The sequence below is a fragment of the Plantactinospora sp. ZYX-F-223 genome (assembly GCF_039649625.1).
Classification (GTDB): Bacteria; Actinomycetota; Actinomycetes; order Mycobacteriales; family Micromonosporaceae; genus Plantactinospora.
Window position 1 is genome coordinate 1 of sequence record NZ_JBDJAV010000057.1, and the last position, 22585, is coordinate 22585.

Sequence of the window (22585 nt, forward strand, 5' to 3'; positions counted from 1 at the left end):
GTGTTGAACACCGTCTCCACGATCAGCTCGTTCGTGCTCGGCTTCTCCACGCTGTTCTTCATGTACAACGTCTGGAAGTCGTGGCGGTTCGGCCGGATGGTCGACGTCGACGACCCCTGGGGGTTCGGCAACTCGCTGGAGTGGTCGACCAGTTGCCCGCCGCCGCTGCGCAACTTCGACCGGATGCCCCGGATCCGATCCGAGCGGCCCGCCTTCGACGACAAGTACGGTCCGCTCGTCGCCGACCTCGGCCGGGACCTGCCACAGCGGTCCACCCGACCGCCGCAGGAGGTCCGCGACGAACTGCGGCACGAGGAGCGCCACCCGGAGGCCGAGGTGCCCGCCCTGGAGGGGGCGCACGGCGCCGAGGCCGCGGTCGCGCACCACCCACCGGCCCGGTCCGGTGCCCGCCCGATCGAGGTGCCGGAGCCCGACGAGGTACGCCGGCCGGCGTTCGAGCCGAGCCAACCCGACGAACGAGTCGACGACGCCGCCCGGGGCGGCCCGGAGAGCCCGCGGTGGCGGACCGGACGGACCCGTGGCGACGACCAACCGGACGAGGAGGACGGCCGATGACGACGAGCGGCGTACCAGCGGGTCCCGGGGCGCCGGTCAGTCCGCGGGCAGCGCGACCAGGCCGGCGGCGCTGAGCGAATGCTGGACCACGGGTTGCGCCCGAGCCAGCCGCCACCGGACCCCGGCCCGGTGTGCGGCGTCCCGCCCGGCGACCAGGGCGGCCAGCGCCGGTCCGTCCAGCTTCGCCACGTCGGTCAGGTCGATCGCCACCTCCGACGGATGCCGGTCGGCGACCGCCTCGACCACCGCCTGGCGCAACTGCTCGGCGGTGTCCCGGTCGATCTCCCCGGTCACCTCGACCACCACCCGCTCCCCCACCTGGCGCACCGAGAGCCGGGCCGGCTGGCCGCCGGCCTCGGCCCCGCCGGCCTGCCACGGCGACGGCGAGTCGGCGAGCATCGCCTGCCGCAGCCAGGTGAGCGCCCGGGAGAGCAGCCGGGAGACGTGCATCTGCGAGATGCCGAACCGGGCGGCGATCTCGGCCTGGGTCTGGTTGCCGTAGAACCGCATGGCGAGGATCCGCCGCTCCCGCCAGGGCAGCCGGCCGAGCAGCCCACTGACCGTCACCCGGTCGTCCACCGACTCCAGGTCGGTGTCGGACTCACCGACGAGGTCACCGAACTCCGCCGAACTCTCCCCGCCGACCGGCGCGTTCAGCGAGGCGGGACTGTAGCCGGCCGCCGACTCCAGCGCCGCGAGGATCTCCTCCTCCGGCGTCTCCAGCCGGGCGGCCAGCTCGGCCACGCTGGGCGAGCGGGACAGCTCGCTGGTCAACGCCGCCGTCGCCTGGCCGACCTCCAGGATCAGGTCGCGCAGCCGCCGGGGCACGTGCACTCCCCAGGTCCGGTCCCGGAAGTGCCGTTTGATCTCGCCGACGATGGTGATCGCGGCGTACGCGGTGAACGAGCCGCGTTCCGGGTCGTACCGGTCGACCGCGTTCACCAGGCCCAACCGGGCCACCTGTTCCAGGTCCTCCAGCGGTTCACCCCGGCCCCGGTAGCGCCGGGCCAACCTGCCGGCGAACGGCAGCGCGAACCGGACGAGGTCGTCCCGGGCCTCCTGCCGGCGTTCCGGCGGCAGGCCGGCGATTCTCGCCGCGTACGCCAAGGCGGCCGCGTCCAGGTCCTCCAGCCCACGCTCAGCCGGTGGTGTGGTGGTGATCTGTCCGAACATCCGCGCCTCCCTCAGGAAGGTCCCCCGCCCGGGATGCGAATCCGGTCATCGGTGCCGTACGGAACGGCACCGCGCCGGAAGCGAACAAGTACCGAAACTGAACGGATGAACGCCCGCACACTCCGCTGCGCAGCGCGATTGACCAGTAGCGTCAGCGTTCTTCCCGCCCTGTAGGTACTCAATCACGGGACGTGACTTCCGCGAGGAGGTTTTGCGATCAGGCGGATCAGCAGACCAGCAGCCCCTGCGGGGTACCGCTGGCCCGCAGCCCGGCCAGCGCCTCCACCACCCGCAGCGGCGCGGGTGCCGGCAGGTCGTAGGGCTGGTTCCGGAGTACCTCGGTGGCGTGCCGGGTGGCGACCGAGGTCACCGGATAGCCCCGGGCGGCGACCCGGTCCACCGCCCGGCGGAGGCGCCCGAACGAGGCCACCGCGAGCCACTGCGGCAGCCCGGCCAGCGCCGGCGAGCGCAGCCCGGGCGGCTCCGGGAGTACGTCCAGCGAGCTGAACGGTGTGCTGCCGGCCAGCCACCACTCCGCACCGGTCACGCTGCGCGCCGTGGCGTTCTCGCACCAGTACGGCACCAGCCCGGCCCGGACCACCTGCCACGGGTCGATCAGCCGCCCGCACTCCACCACGCACCGGTCGCCGCTCTTACCGGCCCCGCGCAGCCAGCTCCGGTACACGTCCGCGGCGGCGGCACTCAACGCGTCCGGGCCGGGGAAGAGCACCCGGTGCAGCGGGCTGCCGGCCCCGCGTACCCAGTCCAGCAGGCTGGTCTCGAAACCGGGCTCGACGCCCTGTTCGGCGTACCCGGGACGGCCGCCCTCCGGCGCGTCCCAGCTCGCCCCGTCACCGCCGGCCCCGTGCAGCACCTGCCCGAGCAGTTCGCTGCCGGCCCGGAAGTCGGCCGGCTCCAGCCCGCTGGCCGGGCCGCCGAGCTGGAAGCTGTGCCCGTCACCGGAGTCGAACACCGGCCAGGTACGCACATCGCGCAGCAGCAGCACCGGAGCGCCCGGCGCCAGCCGGCTGCCGAGGAACTCCCGGTACGCCTCCGGCAGCGTGTGCCAGCGGACCACCAGGGACACCGTCGAGCCGGCCAGTACGCCCCGACCGGCCGGATCGTGCACCTGCCGCACCCGTACCCCCGGATTGCCCCCGATCAGCCGGGCCGCGATCCGAGCACCGTACGCCGACGCCTCGACCGGTCTGTCCACCCGGCCACCCGGCCACTGCACCGCCACGTCGAAACCGGCCGGCAGCCACGGCACCCCCATCGCGGTGGCCAGGTGGACCGCCCCGCCGTGCGGCGAGCCGATCACGACACCGGGATACCAGCGCGGCGGATAGTGCCCAACCATCCACCGGGCCACCCAGCCGGCGTCGAGTGCCCCGGCCTGCTCGGCGGTGAGCGCGGTGCGGGTGGCGGCCCGGGCCAGCGCGGAGCGGCGTACCGCCTCCGGCGCGCCCCGGAAGCGCGACAGCAGGGGGTGGTACCCGAGGTCCGCGCAGTCCCGGCCGCGGACCCCGCGGGACGCCACGGCCAGCAGCACCCGTCCGGTGCTCTCCGGCGACACGATGCGGTCCGGCCCCGGGAGCCCGGACCCGCCCGCGGCCAGCCAATCCTGCATCTCCCGCACCGGGCTCACCTCCCTCGTCCGCGCTGCCCGGGCCTTCCCGTCCCGATCGCGTCTAAACGGGCGGTCAGCAACCTCTCGGGCGCAATTCGGGGGACGGCCGGTTATGTCCGGCCGCAGCGCCTCCGGCCCGCCACGCCCGGGTGCGGGCCGAGTTGCCCCGGGCGGGCCGGAGCCGGATGATCCAGGGCTGTGACGCAGTTGAGTTTCGGGCCAGCCGGCGGCCCCCGGTACGCCAGCTACTTCGCGATCGCCGTCGTCCCGTTCGCCCTGGTCGTGGCGGGGATGGCCGGCTGGCAGGCGGCGTCGGGCGAGGGGCTTCGGCCGCTCGCGCTGGCGACCCTGGTGACCAGCTTGGCCGGTCTGCTGGTGGCGGTCGGCCTGCTGCTGGCGGAACGGCGGAGCCGGGCCGGACGGTCGGCGGGCCCGGACGGGATCCGCACCGGGCGGCAGAGCGTGCTCGCCTGGACCCGGGTCGGCAAGCTGAGCCTGCACAGCGGGGCCGGCGACCAGCGCCTGCTGGCGGCCTGGCCGACCGGGGCGCGCACCCCGGTCTGGCTCGGTTCGGTGGACCGGGCCGACGTACCGGCCGAGGAGGCGATCCGGCTGGTCGAGCAGTGGTCCGGTCGACAGGTCGAGCGCGCCTGATCCGGCCGTGGCCCCCGGATCCGCACTCCGCCCACTACTATCACCGGGACATCCGATCCGGCCGTCACCGATTCCGACGGCCGCTACCAGGTCACCGGTCTCGGCCCCTACGCCTGGCCGTTGTTCTTCAACCGCAACGGATTCGGGCAGTGGTCGGGCGGGGTACCCAACCGCTACCAGGCCACCGCCACCACGGTCACGGCCGGGAGCACCAGCAACTACGACATGTCCATGCGGCCCGGGACCGAGGTGCGGGGAACGTTCACCAACCAGGACGGCCGCCCCTTCGACTCGGGCTGGGTGCTGGTGCACAACAACGTCACCGGCGACATCATCGGGATGACCTGGATGACCGACGGCCAGTACGGCCTGCGGGTACTACCCAGACAGCCGATCCACCTCAGCTACAACGTCTCCGACGACCAGCGGTCCTACGACGGCCCGTACGTGCCTTGCTCCGCCACCGACCCGACCACGTCAGCGGGGCAGAACGCCGCTGCGGCCCGCAACCGACAGCCGGAGCCCGCCGCGACGACCGGCACCCTGACCGTCGACATCGTGCTCTGCACCACCTGACGACCCCCGGAGACCAGCCTGAGAGGCCGGCCACAGCAGCCGGCCCCTCAGCAGAGGCATCTGTCCGCGCTTCTGACCAAGGTGCCCGGCCGTTGGGCGGGTGTCAGACCAGGTCGGCGCCGTTGGCGGCGCGTTCGGCCAGGGTCTGGGCGCGGCCCCGGACCGCCGTGCCGGCCCCCTCCTCGACCCCGCCGGCCGTCAGGCCACGGAGGTCGGCGAAGGGCTGTTCCGGTGCGTCCAGCGGGATCGAGGGGTCGACCACCACCTCGATCAGGGTGGGCCGGTCGGCGGCGATCGCCTCCTCCCAGGCCGGCCCGATCTGGTCCGGCCGGTCGACCCCGATGCCGTGCAACCCGAGCAGCCGGGCCCAGCCGGCGTACGGGATGTCTCCGGCGCGTACCGCCTCGGGTGACGGCATCCCGGGCGCCGCCGGCCGGTCCAGGTCCGGCCAAGGGGCCTGGACCTCCCCGGTGTCCGGCCCCCGCTCCGGCTCACCGCCCCGACCGGCCCGGTCCTCGTTGTTGAGTACCAGCACCACCAGCCGGGGATCCGGCCACTCCGGCCAGTGCTGGGCCACGGTGATCAGCTCGGCCAGTCCGCCGGACTGCATCGCGCCGTCGCCGAGCAGCACGAAGACCGGCCGGTCCGGCTGGGCGAACTTGGCCGCGACGGCGTACGGCACCGCCGAACCGACCGAGGCCAGCGTGCCGCAGAGGTGTGCCCGTACTCCGGGCGGAAGTTGCAGGTGCCGGGCGTACCAGTAGGTCACCGACCCGACGTCGACCGCGACCGAGGCGTCCGCCGGCAGTCGCGGCGAGAGTTCCCGGAGCACCAGGCGGGGGTTCACCCGCGCCGTCGGCTCCTCGGCCCGGGCGTCGCACTCGGTCCGGGCCCGGTCGACGGCCCCCTCGATCATGTCGCGCCAGTCCCGGTTGCGCCGCTGCGGCACCCGGGACAGCAGCGCCCGCAGCGTCTCCCGGGCGTCGCCGATCAGCGGGATGTCGATCGGATACCGGCTGGCCAGCCGGCTGCCGTCGATGTCGATCTGCACCGCCGTGGCCTGCCCCGGCACCGGGTAGTAGCCGGTCCACGGGTCATTGGTGCCGATCATCAGCAGGGTGTCGCAGCCGGCCATCAGCTGCGCGCTGGCCGCCGTGCCGACCTGGCCCAGCACGCCCGTGTGGTAGGGCAGCCGCTCGTCCAGCACCGGCTTGCCCAGCAGCGAGGTCGCCACTCCGGCGTCGAGCCGGTCGGCCAGCTCGACGATCTCGTCGGCGGCACCGTAGCCGCCCTGGCCGACCAGGATCGCGACCCGCCGCCCCGCGCCGAGCAGTTGGGCGGCGGCGTTCAGGTCCTCGTCGTGCGGCACCACCCGGGCCGGCGGCAGGCCGGGCGCCGAGGCGAGCACGCCACCGCCGTCGGGGTGCGGCATCCCATCGGGTACGGCCTGTCCGAGCAGGTCGTGCGGCACCACCAGGCAGGTCGGGCTCCGGGTCGAGACGGCGGTACGGATCGCCTGGTCGACCAGGTAGGGCACCTGTTCCGGCACCGCGGCGGTACGCAGGAACTGGGCGCAGACGTCGCTGAACAGCCGGGGCAGCTCGATCTCCTGGTACGCGCTGCCCAGCGCGCTGTACGTCTGCTGCCCGATGATCGCGACCAGCGGCTTGCTGTCCAGCTTGGCGTCGTAGAGGCCGCCGAGCAGGTGCAGCGCGCCCGGTCCCTGGGTGGCCAGGCACACTCCGACCGTGCCGGTGTACTTGGCGTGCCCGGCCGCCATGAATCCGGCCGCCTCCGGCTGCCGGGACGGTACGAAGCCCGGATCGCCGCCGGCCCGGCGCAGCGCCTCGACGATCAGCGCCACCCCCTCGCCGGGTTGCCCGAACACCCGGGGCACCCGCCAGGCCCGCAGCCGTTCGACCAGCAGGTCGGCGATGGTCCGGTCCGCCGTCGCCGTACTCGTCCGCACCGTCGACCGCCCCGGGTCAGCCATTGCGACCCGCCGGGGTGCTGGCGTCGACGTAGCGGAGGACCGCGCCGACCCCGTCGGTGAGGTCGGGCGCCTGCTCGGGGCCGAGCACCGTGACTCCGGCGTCGGTACCGACCAGCGCGCGGACCAGCGCCGCGTCGGCGCGTACCCGCAGCGGCTGCGCGACGGACATCGCCCGGAGTTCGTCCGGACCGGTGGCGATCTCGGTCGGCTCCGGGCCGATCCAGAGTTCCTCCGTCGAGGAGGGGTCGTCCACGATCAGCATCGTGTCCACCTGGCTGCGTTGCAGGGCGGTCACCACGGCGTCCAGGCCGGCGCCGACGTCGCGCTGCATGCCGAACTTGTCCATCGCCACGTTGGTGTGCGCGGCGGCGACCTCGGCGATGGCCTGCACGGTGACGTCGTCCAGGGCGGTCTGGTCGGCGCCGGCGGCCGGGAAGCCGGCGTCGGTCTGCACCACCCGGTCCTGCCAGAACTCCGGAAGCTGTGCGGCGAGCAGTTGCCGGGCCCGGGTGTCCCCGGCGACCACGATCACCTCGGCGCCGACCCGCTCGGCCAGCGCGGCGGTGGCCGAGGCGGCGTCCTCGGCGTTGCGCCGCCAGGACGTGATCGCGTCCCGCTGGTAGTGCGAGTGGTTCCAGCCGCCCCGCTGGACCCGGCGGAGCGGAAACTGGTTGCCGCCCTTGACGTGCGCGTGCCGGGGTACCCCGCCGGCGCTCACCGCGGCCACGTCCGCGCCGGTGCGGCTGGCCAGGACCCGGACCCAGGGCACCTGCTCGCGGCGCTGGGCGACCAGCGGCATGGTGTGCGCGACCGGCCCGTGTGCGGCGATGTCCTTGCGCGGCGGTGCGGTGAGGTACTCGGTGAGCACCACCTCGCCGCCGGTGGCGAACGCGGCGAGTCCGTAGTCGCCGGGCGTCGGGTCGTGTCCCCGGATCACGGCGTCGAGGGCCGCCACGTCGCGCGGGTCGGTCCGCTGCTCCGCGAGCCGTTCCTGGAGGGCCCGCCAGCGTAGGTCGAGCGCCGGATGGGCGTCGTGGGTGTCCCGGGAGGCGTCCAGGTAGACCGACGTCCACGGGCCGGGATGGGCACAGATCGGACGCAGGAAGGACAGCTGCATGGGTCGTCCCCTCTCCAAGGTCGTGCCGGGGTTACCCACGCCGGTCGGCTTGTCACCTGAGCGCCCCGCCGGGAACCACCGGCCGTCCGGTACCGCCCCCAGCAGCCACGAGTGAGCGGATCGTCACATTACGTGAAACTGATTCACTCATTGCGGGTTCATTCGCCATGATCGATACCATTTGTACTCGGGAGCGGACTCTCGGTGGTGAACGCATGGACGGTGAACTGTTTCCCGAACGGGTCGCCTGGCGTCCCGGACCGGTCATCACCGGTCACGTCGTACGGCTGATGGAGGGTTACTCCCGGGAGATCCGGGTCGGGCAGCCTGTCCTGGTCGCCGTACTCGGCACGGCGGCGGTGGTCCGGGTGGCGCTGCTGCTGCTCGCCTCGGTGCTCCGGGCCGGTGCCGGTGCGGGCGCCAGACGGAAGTGGAAGGAACTGCGCAAGGGGCCGGAGTTCCTGGTGACCCCGCTGAGGCTGCGGGACGGCAGCGGTGTGCTCTGCGAGATGGAGATCCACGGACACCTGCCGCAGAGCGCGCTGGAGCCGGCGGACCACGTCCAGGTGACCGTACGCTCACAGCAGGATGCCGGGCTCGCACCTCGGGTGGAGCGGATCGTCAACCTCACCACCGGACAACTACTCACGCCGCGTACCCCGACCATCTGGTCACACCTCGGGCCGGCGCTGCTGCTCCAGGCCGCGATCGGTCTGCTGCTGATCGGCGCGTTCGTCGCCTGGCTCGCGCTGGGAAGCTAAGGCAGCACCCCGGACCGGTCAGGGTCGGGCGGCGTCCTCCAGCGGCCGGTCGGCTCCGGCCGGCTCCCCCGCACCGGTGACCGGGCCGGCGGAGGGGACGGTCAACAGGCCACGGCGGCGGGCCCACCGCTCGAAGCCGAGGGTGGCGAACGGCGGTACCGCGCAGACCAGCGCGACGCCGACGGTCAGCCAGCGCCACCGGCCGAGCCGGGCCACCAGCAGGACCAGCCCGACGTACGCGAGGAAGAGTCCACCGTGCACCGGGCCGAAGATCTGCACGCCGATCTCGTTGCCGGGCGGGCCGTACTTGACCGCCATCCCGACCAACAGGGCCAGCCAGGAGATCGCCTCGGCGACCGCCGCCAGCACGAACAGCCTCACCGCCGTACGGTGCATCCGCTCCCCTCCCGCTGGTCCGCCCCGGCGATCCCGCCGGCCGGCCGCTTGAGATCCGGTCCGGCTGACAGCTTAGGCGACGCCGCCGCCCCGGCCGGCCGGGACCGTCCTCCGCCCCCGAGCGGCACCGCTCGCGGGGAGGAGGATCTCCCCCTTCCGGGTGAACCGGGCGGAGCCCTTCTACGCCCAGCGGCGTACGGGTGATGCCCACCACGGGGGGACGCCAGGAGAGCGGTTACGGAGGATCATGAGGTCATGACGATTCATGGTCCCGGGGGCCGGCCGTGATCGCACTGGTGCTGGCGATCGTCCTGTCGGTGACTTCGGCAGCGGCGTACGCGGGCGCGGCGGTGCTACAGGAGCGGCTCGCCACCCAGGCCGGACCGACGGGGGACGCAGGGCGGGGCTATCTCGGCACCGTCCTGCGCCGGTCCGGCTGGTGGCTGTCGGTGGCGGGCAACGGCGCGGGCGCCGCCCTGCACGTCGCCGCGCTGGCGTACGGGCCGCTCTCGGTGGTGCAGCCGCTGGGCGTACTCACCCTGGTGCTCGCGCTGCCGATCGCGGCGGCCGCCATCGGTCGCCGGGCGTCGGCCCGGCAGTGGTCCGGGGCCGCCGCCACGGTGGCCGGCCTGGTGCTGCTGCTCGCGCTGACGCTGCCCGGGGCGGGCGAGCACGACCTCCTGCCCGGGCAGGGCTGGGCGCTGGCCGGGGTGGCGACCGCCCTGGTGACCGCGCTGGTACTGGCCGGCCGGGCGAGCCGGTCGGCGCTGCCGCGCAGCCTGCTCACCGCCACCGCGGCAGGGATCGCCTTCGCGGTGGCCTCCGCGCTCACCCAACTCGTCTCCGGACTCGTCACCGACGGCGGCGCGGTGTTCTCCACCGCCGGCCTGGCGGTGGCGGTGGCCGGGATGGCCGCGGCCGGGCTGCTGCTGTCCCAGGTCGCCTACCGGGGCGCCGGGCTGGGCGCACCGCTGGCCACCGTCACGCTGGCCAACCCGGTCGCCTCGGCCGCCATCGCCGTGCTGCTGCTCGGGGAACGGACCGCGGGCGGCTACTGGGGCGGCCTGGCCGCGATGGTCGGTGCCGGCCTGGCCGCCTGGGGCGTGCTGCGACTCGCCTCGGCCGACCAGCTCGCGCCGCGCCGGCGGCGGTCACGGCCGGGGCGCCGGGGTCCGGCGCGGCTCAGGGGCGCAGTGCCGGTTCCCTGCCCGAACCGGTCGGCACCCGCCAGCCGCTCGTCGGTCGCCCCGGTCCGTGCCGGGCGGACCGCCACAGCACCACCAGCCAGACGACCCCGATCACGGCGACGAGCGCCAGCCCAAGCCCTTCCAGCGCCGGCATCAACACCGCCTGGACCGGGGTCGGCTGGCCCAGCGAACCGTCCAGGGTGAGCTGGCCGCGCGCGTCGGTGAGGAACAGGGTCAGGTAGAACGCGATCGTGTGCATCGCGTCCCAGAGCGCGTGCAGGATCGCCACACCCAGATAGGCGAAGAGCAGCCGCAGACCGACCACGAAGTGGTCCCGGCCGCTCGGCGCGAAGAGCACACCGCCGAGAATGGCGGTCCACAACCCGTGCCCGACCGGCGCCACCAGGCCGCGCAGGATCTCGGTCTGCACCACCTGCACCACCGACAGGCCCTGCACGGTGAAGAGCGCGATGAAGGCGTACCCGGCGGACTCCAGCGCGGAGAAGCCGAAGCCGACCGCGGCACCGAGGATCATCCCGTCCCGGATGGTCTTGGCTCTCAACCGCCGGGTCAGCAGCGCCAGCGCGGCCAGCTTGGCGGCCTCCTCGATCAGCCCGACCCCCAGGAAGAGCAGCACCGACGGGCGCAACAGGTACGACTCCAGCACGGCCGAGGCGAGGATCCCGAGTACACCGCCGGCGAGGAAGGTGCCGAAGACTCCGCTGACGGTGACCTCGCCGGTGTCCCGGCGCTGGAACGCCCAGGCCACGAAGGTCACCGGCACCAGGAAGCTGCCGAGCAGCACCAGGGTGGGCAGCAGGGTCGGGTTCCCGGTGAGGAAGATGACCACCACCGTGGCGATCCAGAGCGCCAGGCCGACCAGGAAGATCCGCAGCCACTGGCGGCGCGGCGTGACCGGCACCGCCGCCGTCCACTGCCTGCCGACGCCGTCCATCACGCCTCCGCACGGTCCGTCGCGCCCCGGTGGCCAATCCGGGGCTGGACCCGGGGCGTACCCGCTGCGGGTGGGGTCGAACGTGCCAGGACGGTGCGCCGCGGGTCAGGTCTTGAGTACGACCTTGACGCACTCATCCGCCTTCTGCCGAAACATCTCGAAGCCGATCGGCGCGTCCTCCAGCCGCAGCCGGTGGGTGATGACGAAGCTCGGATCGACCTCGCCACGGCGGATCCGGTCCAGCAGCATCCGGGTGTAGCGCTGCACGTGGCACTGCCCGCTGCGCAGCGTCAGCGACCTGTTCATCAACGAACCGATCGGGAACTTGTCGACGAAGCCCGCGTACGCCCCGATCACCGAGACCGTACCGCCGTTGCGACAGCTCACGATCGCCTGGCGCAGCGCGTGCGGCCGGTCGGTCTCGAGCCGGGCCGACTGCTTGACCCGGTCGTACCCGGACAGCACCGCCGACGAGTGGTGCCCCTCCATGCCGACCGCGTCGATGCAGGCGTCCGGGCCCCGGCCGCCGGTCATCTCGCGCAGCGCCTCGACCACGTCGACCTCGTCGTAGTTCAACAGCTCCGCGCCGGCCCGCTCCTGCGCCATCCGCAGCCGGTACGGATACCGGTCGATCGCGATCACCCGCTCGGCGCCGAGCAGATACGCGCTGCGCATCGCCAGCAGGCCCACCGCACCGGCGCCCCAGACCGCGACGACCTCGCCACCGGTGAGCCCGCACATCTCGGCACCCATGTAACCGGTCGGGAAGATGTCGGAGAGGAAGAGCACCTTCTCGTCGGGCAGGTCGTCGGGGACCTTCAGCGGTCCGACGTCGGCGAAGGGCACCCGAGCGTACTCGGCCTGGCCGCCGGCGTACCCGCCGAGCATGTGCGAGTAGCCGAAGAGGCCGCCCGGCGAGTGCCCGAGCAGCTTCTCCGCGAGCCCGGCGTTGGGGTTGGAGTTCTCGCAGAGCGAGTAGAACCCGGTCTGGCAGGCCCGGCAGTTGCCGCAGGCGATCGGGAACGGCACCACCACCCGGTCGCCGATCCGCAGGTTGCCGACCTCCGGCCCGACCTCGACCACCTCGCCCATGAACTCGTGGCCGAGGATGTCGCCGTGCTTCATCGTCGGGATGTACCCGTGGAAGAGGTGCAGGTCGGAGCCGCAGATGGCGGTACTGGTGACCCGTACGACGGCGTCCCGGGCGTTGAGGATCCGCGGCTCGGGCACCTCCGCCACCCGGACGCTCTCCCGGCCCTGCCAGCAGTTCGCCTTCATGCACCACCTCCGGTCTGCACGTGGTCGCCTCAGCCGGACGCGCGCCCGGCCCGGGGCCGCGCCGGCTGCTGGAGTACCTGCTGCGGGGTGGCCAGCCCGGCCGGGCTGCCGTCCGACCGGACGACCTCCCCGGTCTCGATGACCTGCTTGAACCGGCGCAGGTCGTCCCGGATCTGCTGCCCGGGTTCCTCGCCGAAGAGCGCTGCGACGGCCCGGCCCACCGCCCCGCCCGGGGGTGCGTACGCCAGGTCGACCCGGACCTCGGTGCCCCGGCCGCCGGCCGCGCGGGCGAACCGGACCCGCCCCGCGTTGGGTACCCGGGCGCCACGCGTCGAACGCCAGGTGATCATCTCGCTCAGGTTGTCCTCGACCAGCTCGGCGTCCCACTCGATCCGGCGGCCGCCCGGGCCCCGGACGGTCCAGTGTGACCGCCCGTCCCCGTCGGAGCGGACCGACTCCACGTGGTACATGAACCGGGGCAGGTTCTCGAAGTCCCGCCAGAACCGGTAGACCTCGTCGGCCGGCCGGTTGACGGTGACGGTGGCGCTGGCCCGCAACGTCCGGCGCCGTGCCCCGGCGGAGCGCCCGCTCCGCAGCGCGGCCAGCATGTCGACGGCGGTGATCCCGGCGACGGCGCCCAGGGTCGCGGCGACCCGCTGGCGGTCTTCGCCGCGCCGGCGCGGCAGCGCCCGGGCGAGCAGCAGCAGGTCCAGCAGATCCCCGGCGACCCGGACCCAGGCCCAGCCGGCCGGCCGGCGGGCGAACAGCAGCCCGGGGACCGGCAGCAGTTCCCGGGCACCCATCGCGCGCAGGACGACGGACGGGGCCGGCATCGGGCCGTCCATCCCGATCAGCCTGCCGACCTGGTGCGGCGCCGCGAGCGCCGCGACACCGAGGCCGAGGCTCAGCAGGCCGAGCGCGCGTGGCAGGAGTTGGCCGTCGCCGTCGGGCATGTCCAGCGTTCCGTCGGGCATGTCCAGCGGTGCTCCCCGCATCGTTCCCCCGTTCACCGTCGCCCGTTCGCCGCCGCCTGGCCGTCGTCACCTGGCCGTCGTCGCCAGCGTCGTCGCGGACGCCGCGCACCATCACGCTATCGGGCTGAACCCGAATAACCGTCGCAAAGCGGCAAACCGGCCGCACCGGACCACGCGGACGGCCGGGGTGGGCACCGGGAGCGGACGGGCTCCGGCCTGTCGTCCGGAACCCGTCCGTGCGGCGCGTCGGCCGGCTCCGTCGCCGGCCGGTCGGCTACTGGCCGACCTTGATGCCGGGCTCGCCCGCCATGAACTGGATGACCTGGCGCGGCTCCCGGCCCGGGACGTTCGGGCCGCGCAGCTTGCCGATCGGCAGGATGACCCGCCGGAAGGTGCCCTCCAGCATCATCGCCGTCGCGGTGTACCAGGCGACCGCCGCGGAGGCGATCAGGATGTAGGCACCGGCGGTACGCCAGGGCGAGATGTCGGCGATCTGGCCCACGGCCAGACAGGTGGCTCCGGCGGCGAGGCTCGCCAGCACCAGGGTCAGCCCGATGTTCTCGGCCAGCGCGGCGAACGCCCCGGACCAGGTGATCGCGGCGAGCGCGGCGAACCAGAACCCGAGCGCCACGAACGGGGTCGGCTGGACCAGTACGCCGGTCGCGATCAGCAGATAGAGGATCCCGTAGGAGAGCCAGAACGCGCCCCAGATGCCGTGCATGGCGGTGGCCAGCCCGTCACGTGCCCGGTACGCCCACATCCCGGCGAGGAACTGCGCGAGCCCGCCCAGCATCGCGGCGAACGGGAAGAGGAAGGTCTGGGTGGTGGTGTTGCCGTACCAGCCGGCGAGGTTCGTGGCGACGACGAAGGTGGCGGCCGCGTAACCGAAGAGTCCCAGGATCGATGGCGCGGCCACCGGCTGCAGGGAGATCTGCGCGTGGTTGCGCCAGAATTCGAACTCACCATCATGACTGGGTTGCGCCGAACGTGACATATGGGTCATCACAGGCTCCTTCTACGCAGCGGTTCGCACCGCTTTGACGCGGTCGGGCACGTGGCCACCGCCGACTACCCGATCCGAGAGCCATTACACGGAAGGTCGACTTCGTCCGCCGCCGGGCGGCCCAGGAACAAAACCGGCCGCCGACGCGCACGGTACGCGTCGACGGCCGGTGAACGACCGGGCCCTACGGCCTGGGATGGATCAGCGCTTCTCGACCGGTACGTAGTCCCGCTCGGCGGCGCCGGTGTAGAGCTGCCGGGGACGGCCGATCTTGGTCTCCGGGTCCGAGATCATCTCGCGCCACTGCGCGATCCAGCCGGGCAGCCGGCCGAGCGCGAAGAGCACGGTGAACATCTTGGTCGGGAAGCCCATCGCCTTGTAGATCAGGCCGGTGTAGAAGTCCACGTTCGGGTAGAGCCGGCGGGACACGAAGTAGTCGTCGGCGAGGGCGATCTCCTCCAACTGCATCGCCAGGTCCAGCAGCGGGTCCGGCTTGTTCATCCGGGCCAGTACGTCCTGGGCGGCCTGCTTCACGATGGCGGCCCGCGGGTCGTAGTTCTTGTAGACCCGGTGCCCGAAGCCCATCAGCTTGACGCCCGGCTCCTTGTCCTTCACCCGCCGGACGAAGCCCGGCACGTCACCGCCGCTGACCCTGATGTCGTCGAGCATCTCCAGCACCGCCTGGTTGGCGCCGCCGTGCAGCGGGCCGAACAGCGCGTTCACCCCGGCGGAGACCGAGGCGAAGAGGTTCGCCTGGCTCGAACCGACCAGCCGGACCGTGGAGGTGGAGCAGTTCTGCTCGTGGTCGGCGTGCAGCACCAGGAGCATGTCGAGCACCCGGGCCACGACCGGGTCGACCTCGTACGGCTCCGCCGGCACGCCGAAGGTCATCCGGAGGAAGTTCTCGACGTACCCGAGCGAGTTGTCCGGGTAGAGCATCGCCTGCCCGATCGACTTCTTGTACGCGTACGACGCGATGGTCGGCACCTTGGCCATCAGCCGCACGGTGGAGATCTCCACGTGCTCCCGGTCGAACGGGTCGAGGCTGTCCTGGTAGAAGGTGGAGATGGCGCTCACCGCGGAGGAGAGCACGGCCATCGGGTGCGCGTCCCGGGGGAAACCGTCGAAGAAGCGCCGCATCTCCTCGTGCAGCAGCGAGTGCCGCCGGATCCACTCGTCGAACTCGGCGAGCTGCTGCGTGGTGGGCAGCTCGCCGTAGATCAGCAGGTACGACACCTCCAGGAAGGAGGACTTCTCGGCCAACTGCTCGATCGGGTAACCCCGGTAACGCAGGATGCCCGCGTCGCCGTCGATGTAGGTGATCCCCGAGGAGCAGGCCGCGGTGTTGACGAATCCGGGGTCGTAGGTGACGTACCCCGTCTCTTTCAACAGGTTGCCCGTGGCGATGCCGGCTGGGCCGTCGACCGCGGGCTTGACCGGTATCGACAGCTGGCCGCCCGGGTGGTCGAGTTTGACATCCGTCATGTGATCCTCGCTTCGCCGGCAGAATCTACGTTGAATTGCCTTCACTTTTTACGGTAATCGTGCAGGGTAGCCGAGAACCTCGGGTGGTCGACCGGTGAGTGATGGATCACGCTGGTCACACGTTTGCCGTCGGGAAGAAACCTGCTAGCCGCTGCGCCGGCGCCGACGTCGCGTCCGGGTACGCGATGGCCGCGATCATGGGGGCCGGGTCCGGCCGGGACGGCGCGAATGGTCTCCGCGCACCCGGCGACGGCCGCCGCCGGCCGGGCCGAGCCCCAGGTCAGACCGGGCCTGCCCCGGCCGGGTGGGTCAGGCGCGCAGCGGGCGCAGGGTGCCGGTGTCAGTGACCTGGAACACGTCCACGGTGTTCCGGCCCGGCAGGAAGAGCGACTCGTCGGTCACCAGTGCGCCGAACCGCTGCCCGCCCGGGTCCGGCGCCACCACCGGAGCCACCGCACCGATCCGGCCGTTGACCGCCACCGCCAGCAGCGTCCCGTTCGGCACCGAGTCGGGCACGGTGCCGTAGACCAGTGCCGGCAGCCGGCCACCCGTCTGGTCGATCTGATCGAAATCGGACCGGTTCCGTACGGTCACCGAGCCGGCCTCCGAGCCGAGTGGAAGCTCGGCGACGGAGCGACCGATCAGGTCCGGTCGGGGCTGCGCCGGAAGCACCGGGGCCGCCCGACCGGCGACCACGTCGGCGAAGACGCCGGCCGGCACCATACGCGGCTGCCCCGGCTGGTCGTAGTAGTGCTTGTCGGCGGGCGCCCGGGTGGTACGCAGCGCCGAGGCGCCGTCGGTCCGCCACGGCACCTCGACGCCAGCCAGGTCGGCGACGGTCGGCAGCAGGTCGACGTGCTCCCAGTTCCGGTCGTCGACCGCGCCGGCCCGCTGCCCCGGCCGCTTCACGAAGAGCGGCACCCAGAGCACCTCGCCCGGCGTCCGCTGCACCGCGCCGAGCCCACGCCCCTGCACCCCCGGGGTGAAGCTGACCCCGTGGTCCGCGGTGAGCACCACCAGCGCGTCGTCGTAGAGGCCGGTCTCGTCCAGCCGGCGCAGCGTCTCGCCGAGCAGCCGGTCGGTGTACTCCAGTTGCAGCAGGTGCCGCCGGTGGGCCAGCTCGACCCAACCGTCGCCGTCGTTGGGCATCCCGTCCGGTGACCCGTAGCGGATCCCGGAGGGCAGGTAGTTCCACGGCGAGTGCGGCAGCAGCAGGTGCAGGAAGTGCAGTGTCGGCCGGACGGTCGGCCGGAGGGTGGCGAGGAAGTCGGCGAACCGGGCCGGCTGGTTCTCGTCCAGCGCGCCCCAGCGGAACTGCGGGTCCGTCGGCGGCGGCGGCTCGTCGGCGTCCCCGGCCTCGCGCCGGGTGATCTCCCGGTACGAGTCCTCGGGATCGCGCTGCCCCGTCTCGGACGGCGAGACGATCTGCTCCAGCAGGATGGCGCTCTCCCGCAGCAGCGTCGGCAGGCCACCCCGGGCGGATCCGGCGGCCCGGTCCGGGCAGACCCGTGGCGGGCAGAGCTGGGTGATGCTCTCCTGGGCCCGGATCTGGTACGGCCCGGCGAACGCCGTGAACAGGTTGTCCGGATAGCGGGAGTGGTGCGGCGCCTGCTGCTCGCCCGGGTACCGGCCGGTCAGCATCGCCGGCAGCGCGTACGGGGTGTAGCCGCTCACCCCGGTCGCGTTGCGGTACCAGGTCGACTCGCCGGCCAACCTGGCGAAGTTCGGGTAGCGGCGGGCGTCGATCGCGCCGGACGCGTCGAGCAGGGAGGTCAGCGGAAACTCGTCCAGGATCAGCATCACCACCGGCGGATGGCTGACCCCGCCCCGGCTGGCCCCCGCACCCGCCCCGGACCGCTCCCCCGGCAGCACCACGGCCGAGGCGGGCGAGGCGAAGACGAAGAGCAGCACGAAGACCAGTGGACCGACCGCGGCGACCCGGAGCACCTGGCCGGTGACCTGCCAGCGCCGGTACGCGTACGCCCCGGCGGCACCGACCGCCACCGCGAGCACGACCAGCGGCGCACCGCGTACCGGGGTGAGCTGCTTACCCACCTGGATCGCCAACGCGGCGAGCAGCAGGCCGAGGGTCACCGTGTGCAGTACCGCCCGGACCGCCCGGCCCCAGGCCGGCCCCGCGACCCGACGGCCCAGCAGCCCGAGCAGCGCACCGGTCCCCCACAGCAGCAACGGCGGCAGCACGGTGTACGCCGCCACCAGCAACAGGATGTCCCGCCGGCCGGCGCCGTGGAACAGGAAGAAGTCCGGGCTCTTTCCGGTCACGTCGAGCAGTGGCTGGGTGATCACCAGTCCGCAGAGCGCCACGATCTCCACCAGTGCCCGCAGTTCGACCCGGCCCGCCGGCTGTTCCACCGTTTCCGGCCGCTCCGCCGTTTCCGGCTGTTCCGCCAGAGTTCCCGGATGCTCCGCCGGATCCGCTGGCCGCTCCCCCGACGTCCCGGGCTCAGCCACGCGGCGTCCCGAGGTAGAGGGTGCGGGTGCCGGACGGCAGTTCGAGCCGGCGGACGATCGTGCACCGCTGCCCGAGCAGCCGTTCGAACTCCTCCCGGCGGTAGTCCGGAAAGAGTCCGGCCGGCTTGTTCGCCAGCAGCCGGACCGCCATCGGGTCCTCCGGATGCACGAACTCGACCACCAGCCGGCCGCCGCCCTCTGCCGCCGCGAGCAGCCCGACCAGCCAGTCGACCACCTCCGGCAGCGGGATGTTCCGCCCGATGGCGAGATGGTGCACCACGGCCAGCGCGAGCACCGCGTCCGCCTCGGCCCGGGCGGCGAAGGAGCCCCGCTCCACCCCGCGCCAGCCGCCGCCCGGTGACGGGTCGGCCAGGTCCATCACCAGCGGCAGCACCCGGCGCTCGCCGTCGGCCCGCAGCCGGCGGTAGAGCTGGTCGACCACGGCCGGGTCGCTCTCCACCGCGACCACGTAGTCGGCGTACCCGGCGGCCAGCCGCGAGTACGTGCCGTCGTTGGCGCCGAGGTCCAGCACCAGCCGGGACCGGTTCGGCTCGGCCAGGGCCTCGGCGACGAACCGCTCCTTGGCCTCCCGGTCGGCGGTCGAGTAGGTGCAGGTCTCCCGGTAGCCGGACCAGTGGCTGGCCGGCGGCTGCCAGTCGAGCCGGCCGACCAGCTTCGCCAGCGCGCGCAGGGTGGCCAGGACCAGCTCCCGGGAGAAGCCCGCGTCCTTCAGCTCCGCCCGGACGGTGCCGGTGCTGGCGGCGGCGTACCGGGACTGGATGGCGTCGTGCAGGTGCACGTGCTTGAGCACGCCGGCCCGGAACCGTCGGGTCCCGCCGAAGAGCTTGCGCAGCTCGCCCGCCTCGATGCCGTCGATCCGGGATCGCAGCCAGGGCTGGAAGTCCAGCCCCAGATGGGCCTGGAGCAGCAGCGGATAGAGCAGGGTCTGGCAGAACTGCCGGTAGCCGGCCCACGGCTCGCCGTCGCGGGCCGGCTCGAACGAACCGATGTCGATGAAGACCGGCTCGGCGCCCCGCCACTGGAGGTTGTACGCCGAACCGTCCTTCGTGGTGAAGCCGGCCGGTACGGCCGTACGGAGGATCTCCAGGTGCAGCAGCGCGGCGTCCCGCAACATCGCGAAGGACCACTCGTACGGGTACGACACGAACGGGATGCGCTCGTGCCGGAGTACGGTCGCCCACTGCGCGGCAGCGCTCGCCGGCAGCGTCTCCGGGTCGACGGTCTCGGTGCCGCAGACCTTGCCGTCGGCGAGCAGCCGGCCGAAGAACTCCGCACTGGCGAGTGCCCGCCAGTCCTCGGCGGCCTGCGGGCCGAGGCCCCGGAGGACCCGGCCGTCGGCGTGGAAGACCCGGTTCGCCGGGTCGCGGAAGGAGCCGGGATCGGCTCGGGGAACGGAATCGGGGGTGCTGGACGTTGCCGGGACGGGAGGTGGTGCGACCATCGGGTGTGGACCGCCCTCAGTCCTGCTTCGAGGGCTGCTTGCGGAACCGGCTGGTCAGTCTGCGCCAGTAGAGTTTCGCCGCCACCGCGACCCCGGCGACGCCGCCGACCACGGCCTGCACGATGAGACTGCCCGATCCCGCGTCCAGGTAGGCCAGATGTTCCATCTCCCGGCTACCTCCCTTTCTGTCTACCCCCGTACCCGAAAAAAGAGCGCCGTGTCCGGCCGCCTGCCCGGACGGCCCGACCCGCGCGCACGACAAGTGGCCGACGCCGCGCAACCCACCGGCTAGGTGCCGGTAAGCCGAACGTCGGATGCCGTTAAGCACACCGTACGCCGATGATCCGCCGACCGCACCGGCACCCGGAACGCCGGGCCGGCAGGTCCGATTCGTTCAAGACGCGGACGCGACCGGTTCCTACGCTGGCCGAATGACACCGAGACTAGACGCATTCGGGCTGGTCGTGGCCGACATGGCCCGATCTCTCGCCTTCTACCGGAAGCTGGGACTGGAGATCCCGGCCGGTGCCGACGCCGAGCCGCACGCGGAGTTCACCCTGCCCGGCGGAGTGCGCCTGATGTGGGATACCCACGAGATGGTCCGCTCGATCGAGCCGGACTTTTCGCCGCCGACCGGGTCGCAGATGAGCCTCGCCTTCCGGTGCGCCGATCCGGCCGAGGTGGACAGCGTGTACGCCGAGATGACCGCCGCCGGCCACGAGGGCCGTCTCAAGCCGTGGGACGCGCCCTGGGGCCAGCGGTACGCGGTGCTGCTCGACCCGGACGGCAACGGCGTCGACCTCTACGCCCCGCTCGCACCCGCAGCCGGCTAGGACCTGACAAGCTGCCGCAGTGGCACGCCGGCCAGGCTCCTGACCTCGCGGGACAGGTGTGCCTGGTCGGCGTACCCGGTGCGGGCGGCGACCTCGGCGGTCGGCGTACCGGACCGGGCCAGGGCCAGCGCGTGGCGCATCCGCAGGATCCGGGCCAGCGTCTTGGGGCCGTACCCGAACAGTGCCAGGCTGCGCCGGTGCAGTTGCCGGGTGCCGAGCCCCAGCGCGTCGGCCGTGCCGGCCACGTCGCCACCGGCGGCGAGCTCGGCGGCCAGCGGCGCGGCGAGCGGGTCCGGGCCACCGTCGGCGGCGAGCCGGGCGGCCGCGACCGACTCCAGCACCCGGCCGGGCCGGTCGTGCGACGCCACCCGCTCGGTCAACTCGGCCACCTCCGGCCCCGGCCAGAGCGCGGCGAGCGGAACCCGCTGGTCCCGCAGTGCGTGTGCCGGCAGCCCGAAGACCGCCGGGCCGGTGCCCGGCGGAAAGCGCAGTCCCACGTACCGCTCGCCGGCCGGGCCGGCGGCGACCTGCGCGACCGTGTCCGGGCCGGCCACCAGCAGACCGCTCCGGCTGGACCAGATCAGGTCCATACAGCCGTCCGGCAGGACCAGTCCCGGGCCGGCGTCGACGGTCCGGGTGACCGTCCAGACGACGGCACCGGCCAGCCCGGACATCCGTTCCCGATACACAGCCCCCAGCCTGCCAGCCGAACGGATACGGCTGCCCGGTCCGGGCCGGGTTTGTAGCCAAGGCGACACCGGTGCCGAGCGCGGGGTGCGAGCCTGTGCCGCATGGCGACCTTCGCCGGCAAGAAGATCGAGGCGTACGTCGGCCCTCGGGAACTCGGCGCGGCCGACGACCTCGAACAGGTGGTGGTCGACTTCATCGCCGGTGCCCGGGAGAGCCTCGACATCGCCGTCCAGGAACTCGACTCGGAGCCGATCGCCCAGGCGATCCTCGACGCCCGGTTCCGGGGCGTCACTGTCCGGATGGTGCTGGAGCAGGACTACCTGCGGACGGCCAAACTGCCCCGGGTCACCGTCCGGGCCGGGGAGCCCGAGGCGGACGCCCGGCGCCGGGCCCAGTGGGAGCCGGAGGCCGGCAGCCGCAGCCTGGAGCCGAACCGGCGGATCGTCGCCGCGCTGCTGCGCTGCAACGTCGACGTCAAGGCCGACTACAACCCGGCGATCTTCCATCAGAAGTTCGTGGTCCGCGACTACCGGCAGCGGGCCGCCGGGCGGGCGGCGGTGCTCTCCGGCTCGGCCAATTTCACCGGCACCGACTGCCACCGCAACCTGAACCACGTCGTGGTCTTCCACGACACCCGGATCTGCCAGGAGTACGCCGAGGAGTTCGCCCGGCTCCGGCAGGGGCGGTTCGGGCGCGGCGAGCACGGCCGGGTGCCGAACGCGTACAACGTCGGCGGGGTGCCGGTGAAGGTGCTGTTCGCGCCGGACCACACCCCGGAATTGGAGATCATGAAGCAGATGCTGAAGGCGACCGCCCGGGTCGACTTCGCCATCTTCACCTTCTCCGGCTCGTCCGGGATCGACGACGCGATGATCGCGCTGGCCGCCGCCGGGCGTACCGTGACCGGGGCGGTGGACCCCGGGCAGGGCGTGCAGAAATGGGCTGCCACGCACGACCTCGACCGGGCCAACATCGCGCTGTACGCCCCGATCCGGTCACCGGCCTTCGGCAAGCTGCACCACAAGCTGATGGTGATCGACGAGGCGGTGGTGGTCGCCGGCTCGTTCAACTACACGGCCCCGGCCAACCAGTACAACGACGAGAACATCTTCGTGGTCGGCAGCCCCTATCCGGACCTGCCCCGCCGGGAGGGCGGCCCGACCAACCTCGAGCGGTGCGCCGAGATCGCCGGCTTCTTCCGTACCGAGATCGAACGGATCGAACTCGCCGGCCAGCGGTTCCTCGGGCGGCGGTAGCCCCGCCTCGACCTGGACCTGCCGGCGGCGGCCTGACCGGCTTGATCCGCACCGGTAGCCTGGCCGGGCGGACGACGGCGGGCCGGCACCGGGCGTCCGGACTCAGGGCCGGCG

At 73.0% G+C, this 22585-nt stretch carries 19 protein-coding genes and 2 pseudogenes; 7 read left to right on the top strand and 14 right to left on the bottom strand.

What is annotated here, in order from left to right:
* A pseudogene (locus AAH979_RS36710) lies at positions 1-576 on the top strand (cytochrome ubiquinol oxidase subunit I); the annotation flags it as partial.
* Between the two features lie 36 nt (positions 577-612).
* Here AAH979_RS36710 and AAH979_RS36715 read toward each other — a convergent pair.
* A complete protein-coding gene (locus AAH979_RS36715; protein WP_346262735.1) occupies positions 613-1749 on the bottom strand; it encodes a SigB/SigF/SigG family RNA polymerase sigma factor in 1137 nt (378 codons plus the stop codon).
* Positions 1750-1975: 226 nt separating this feature from the next.
* Positions 1976-3379, bottom strand: a complete 1404-nt coding sequence (locus tag AAH979_RS36720; RefSeq protein ID WP_346262781.1) for a hypothetical protein — start codon at positions 3377-3379, stop codon at positions 1976-1978.
* 198 nt (positions 3380-3577) lie between these two features.
* On the opposite strand from AAH979_RS36720, the gene AAH979_RS36725 reads away from it, so the two are divergent.
* Positions 3578-4033: a hypothetical protein gene (locus AAH979_RS36725; RefSeq protein ID WP_346262736.1), complete on the top strand. Its 456-nt coding sequence runs from the start codon at positions 3578-3580 to the stop codon at positions 4031-4033.
* A 120-nt stretch (positions 4034-4153) separates the two neighbouring features.
* Positions 4154-4609, top strand: a complete 456-nt coding sequence (locus tag AAH979_RS36730; protein WP_346262737.1) for a hypothetical protein — start codon at positions 4154-4156, stop codon at positions 4607-4609.
* A gap of 103 nt (positions 4610-4712) precedes the next feature.
* Here AAH979_RS36730 and AAH979_RS36735 read toward each other — a convergent pair whose 3' ends face one another.
* Positions 4713-6578 (bottom strand): thiamine pyrophosphate-binding protein, encoded by a 1866-nt coding sequence (locus tag AAH979_RS36735; protein ID WP_346262738.1) that lies wholly within the window; start codon positions 6576-6578, stop codon positions 4713-4715.
* A gap of 16 nt (positions 6579-6594) precedes the next feature.
* Entirely contained in the window at positions 6595-7719 is a 1125-nt protein-coding gene (locus AAH979_RS36740; protein WP_346262739.1) for a Vms1/Ankzf1 family peptidyl-tRNA hydrolase, read from the bottom strand.
* Positions 7720-7934: 215 nt separating this feature from the next.
* On the opposite strand from AAH979_RS36740, the gene AAH979_RS36745 reads away from it, so the two are divergent.
* Entirely contained in the window at positions 7935-8480 is a 546-nt protein-coding gene (locus AAH979_RS36745; RefSeq protein WP_346262740.1) for a hypothetical protein, read from the top strand.
* 18 nt (positions 8481-8498) lie between these two features.
* On the opposite strand, the gene AAH979_RS36750 is transcribed toward AAH979_RS36745, so the two are convergent.
* Entirely contained in the window at positions 8499-8861 is a 363-nt protein-coding gene (locus AAH979_RS36750) for a DUF3817 domain-containing protein (RefSeq protein WP_346262741.1), read from the bottom strand.
* A 311-nt stretch (positions 8862-9172) separates the two neighbouring features.
* On the opposite strand from AAH979_RS36750, the pseudogene AAH979_RS36755 reads away from it, so the two are divergent.
* Positions 9173-9982 (top strand): annotated as a pseudogene (locus AAH979_RS36755) (DMT family transporter); the annotation flags it as partial.
* A 76-nt stretch (positions 9983-10058) separates the two neighbouring features.
* Here the strand turns inward: AAH979_RS36755 and AAH979_RS36760 are convergent.
* The 8 genes from AAH979_RS36760 to AAH979_RS36795 all read right to left on the bottom strand — a co-directional run bounded on the left by AAH979_RS36760 (position 10059) and on the right by AAH979_RS36795 (position 19858).
* Positions 10059-11018, bottom strand: coding sequence for a PrsW family glutamic-type intramembrane protease (locus AAH979_RS36760; protein ID WP_346262742.1), 960 nt, complete (start codon positions 11016-11018; stop codon positions 10059-10061).
* 105 nt (positions 11019-11123) lie between these two features.
* Entirely contained in the window at positions 11124-12296 is a 1173-nt protein-coding gene (locus tag AAH979_RS36765; protein ID WP_346262743.1) for a zinc-dependent alcohol dehydrogenase, read from the bottom strand.
* Between the two features lie 29 nt (positions 12297-12325).
* Positions 12326-13270, bottom strand: coding sequence for an SRPBCC family protein (locus tag AAH979_RS36770; RefSeq protein WP_346262744.1), 945 nt, complete (start codon positions 13268-13270; stop codon positions 12326-12328).
* Between the two features lie 274 nt (positions 13271-13544).
* Positions 13545-14273, bottom strand: coding sequence for an acetate uptake transporter (locus tag AAH979_RS36775; protein ID WP_346262745.1), 729 nt, complete (start codon positions 14271-14273; stop codon positions 13545-13547).
* 201 nt (positions 14274-14474) lie between these two features.
* Complete coding sequence (locus AAH979_RS36780) at positions 14475-15758, bottom strand: citrate synthase (protein WP_346262746.1); 1284 nt, start codon at positions 15756-15758, stop codon at positions 14475-14477.
* A 309-nt stretch (positions 15759-16067) separates the two neighbouring features.
* On the bottom strand, positions 16068-18131 hold the full coding sequence (locus AAH979_RS36785; protein ID WP_346262747.1) for a sulfatase-like hydrolase/transferase: 2064 nt from the start codon (positions 18129-18131) through the stop codon (positions 16068-16070).
* 91 nt (positions 18132-18222) lie between these two features.
* The gene (locus AAH979_RS36790; protein WP_346262748.1) at positions 18223-19692 is read right to left on the bottom strand and encodes a class I SAM-dependent methyltransferase; all 1470 of its coding nucleotides are present in this window, start codon (positions 19690-19692) and stop codon (positions 18223-18225) included.
* Positions 19693-19708: 16 nt separating this feature from the next.
* Entirely contained in the window at positions 19709-19858 is a 150-nt protein-coding gene (locus AAH979_RS36795; RefSeq protein ID WP_318394075.1) for a hypothetical protein, read from the bottom strand.
* Between the two features lie 265 nt (positions 19859-20123).
* Here AAH979_RS36795 and AAH979_RS36800 point away from each other — a divergent pair, with 265 nt between their 5' ends.
* Positions 20124-20525 (top strand): VOC family protein, encoded by a 402-nt coding sequence (locus AAH979_RS36800; protein WP_346262749.1) that lies wholly within the window; start codon positions 20124-20126, stop codon positions 20523-20525.
* Here AAH979_RS36800 and AAH979_RS36805 read toward each other — a convergent pair.
* Positions 20522-21214, bottom strand: coding sequence for a helix-turn-helix transcriptional regulator (locus tag AAH979_RS36805; protein WP_346262750.1), 693 nt, complete (start codon positions 21212-21214; stop codon positions 20522-20524). The two genes, AAH979_RS36800 and AAH979_RS36805, sit on opposite strands and share 4 nt — an antisense overlap.
* A 102-nt stretch (positions 21215-21316) precedes the next feature.
* Here AAH979_RS36805 and AAH979_RS36810 point away from each other — a divergent pair, with 102 nt between their 5' ends.
* On the top strand, positions 21317-22471 hold the full coding sequence (locus AAH979_RS36810; protein ID WP_346262751.1) for a phospholipase D-like domain-containing protein: 1155 nt from the start codon (positions 21317-21319) through the stop codon (positions 22469-22471).
* Positions 22472-22585: the final 114 nt, after the last annotated feature.